Raw genomic sequence first — 1,934 nt, 5'->3', positions numbered from 1 at the left:
GCGTCCAGCGTGTCCCCGTGGAGCACCACTTCGGCGCCGAAGCCGCGCGTGCGTTCGATCTTCACCCCTGGCGTGAAGCGCGGCATCACGATCAGCGCCCGCAGCCCCAGGCGCTGGGCGTGATAGGCCACGCCCTGGGCATGGTTGCCGGCCGACATGGCGATTACCCCGCCGACGCCGCCCTCCGAAAGATCGACCAACTTGTTACAAGCGCCGCGTTCCTTGAACGAGGCGGTGAACTGCAGGTTCTCGAACTTGAGGAAGRCCTGGGCACCGACGATCTCGGACAGGGTGCGCGATTCGACACAGGGCGTGTCCAGCACTTGCCCGTGGAGGCGCTGTGCAGCGCGTTCGATAGCTTCGAGTCCAATCATCGGGGGAATTGTGGACGGAATTGCAACATCAAGGTATTTCGTGCCGTCAGGCTTCCCGAAGCCAAAACTCTGCGCTATGGTCGCGTCCAGATTCACCTTCTCTTAGCTGGAGGTTGCCAGATGGTCAAGCGTTCCGGTGTCGATGCAGTGGCTGCGGCTTCCCGCGGCCATGCACTGCCGTCGCCCGGACTCAAGGAAGCGCCGGTGCTCGAGCTCATGTGTTCGCACTTCGTGCTCACGCTGGCGGCCAAGCAGGGTCCGCGCTTCAACGTGCGCCGGGACCTCAACGGGTTGCTGTCGCTCACCGGGCGCCACCTGGTCTGGCCGCTGCCGGTGCTGCAGCGCCTGCGCGAGTTCCTCGGCCGACGTTGTGTCGGCAACGAGGTCTGGAAGGGCGTCGAGGACTTCGACGGCCGCACGCTGCTCGACCGCCACGGCATCTGGCGCGGCCCCTACGAGGAAGGCACGCTGTTCTTCTACCTGGACGAATACGCCAAGGACCAGCCGAAGGACCTGCTGTCGGTGCTGTCCGTCACGCGCGACTGGCTCACGCATGCGCTGCGCAAGCAGTCGACCCTGGTCGAGAAGAACATCGATGCGCTGGCCGGCCTGCTGCAGCTCAACAAGGCCGAGCGGGCGCTGCTGCTCTACGGCACGCTGGCGCGCTACCAGCGCGACCTGCGTTCGCTGCTGGTCGAGTTCAAGGTCAACAACGCGCCCGAGGCCTATGCCGCCATCGCCGAGGTGGCTGGCGTCAATGCCAGCGAGGTCGGCGAGGCGCTGCGTGCCGGCTCCCGGCTCGAGCGCATCGGGCTGGTCGAAAACCTGATCTCCGAACACAACATCACCGACCTGGCCGACCTGATGAAGGTCAGCGAGAAGCTGCCGCCGGTGCTGATGCGCGAGTACCGCGACCGCAACGAGCTGATGGCCGTCTTCACGCGGCCGTCCGCCAAGAGCAATCTGTCGGTGCAGGATTTCGCTTTCGTCGAGGACGACGCCCAGATGCTGGTCACGCTGCTGCGCGCGGCGGTGGCGCGCAAGGAGCCGGGCGTCAACGTGCTGCTCTACGGCCCACCCGGCACCGGCAAGACTGAACTTGCCAAGGTGGTGGCGCGGGCGGCGGGGCTGGAGCTGTTCGAGGTCGAGTATGCCGACCGCGACGGCAACTCACTGTCGGGCCGCGACCGCTATCGCTCGCTGCAGATCGCGCAGGTGTTCCTGAAGGGCAGCGAGCAGGCGGCGCTGCTGTTCGACGAGGTCGAGGACGTGTTCCCGCCGATCAGTACTGAGGCCGCGCAGCTGATGGCGCGTGCCGAGCAGGTTCCGTCGCCGGCCAGCGGCAGCGTCAGCGGCAAGGCCTGGGTCAACCAGATCCTCGAGTCGAACGCGGTGCCGACGCTGTGGGTCACCAATCGCATCGAGCAGATCGACCCGGCTTTCCGGCGCCGCTTCGCCTACCACCTGGAGCTCAAGTCGCCGCCGCCCGGCGCGCGCGAGCAGCTGGTGCGCAAGACCCTCGAAGGCGTCTCGGTGTCGGAGGCCTTCACGGCCAAGCTG

Annotated in this window: 2 protein-coding genes; one reads left to right on the top strand and one right to left on the bottom strand. The window is 66.6% G+C overall.

Annotated elements, in window-relative coordinates; all coding sequences use genetic code 11:
* On the bottom strand, positions 1–374 hold a 374-nt coding region (locus AC1DY5_RS53505; protein WP_478122333.1), incomplete at its 3' end, for a pyridoxal-phosphate dependent enzyme.
* 120 nt (positions 375–494) lie between these two features.
* Here AC1DY5_RS53505 and AC1DY5_RS53500 point away from each other — a divergent pair.
* The coding region (locus tag AC1DY5_RS53500; protein WP_478122332.1) for an AAA family ATPase at positions 495–1,934 on the top strand (1,440 nt) is incomplete at its 3' end.

This window comes from Variovorax sp. P4_D9, assembly GCF_056401695.1.
Note: the sequence above shows the minus strand (reverse complement) of the source record. Positions and strands in the feature narration are given on the sequence as shown.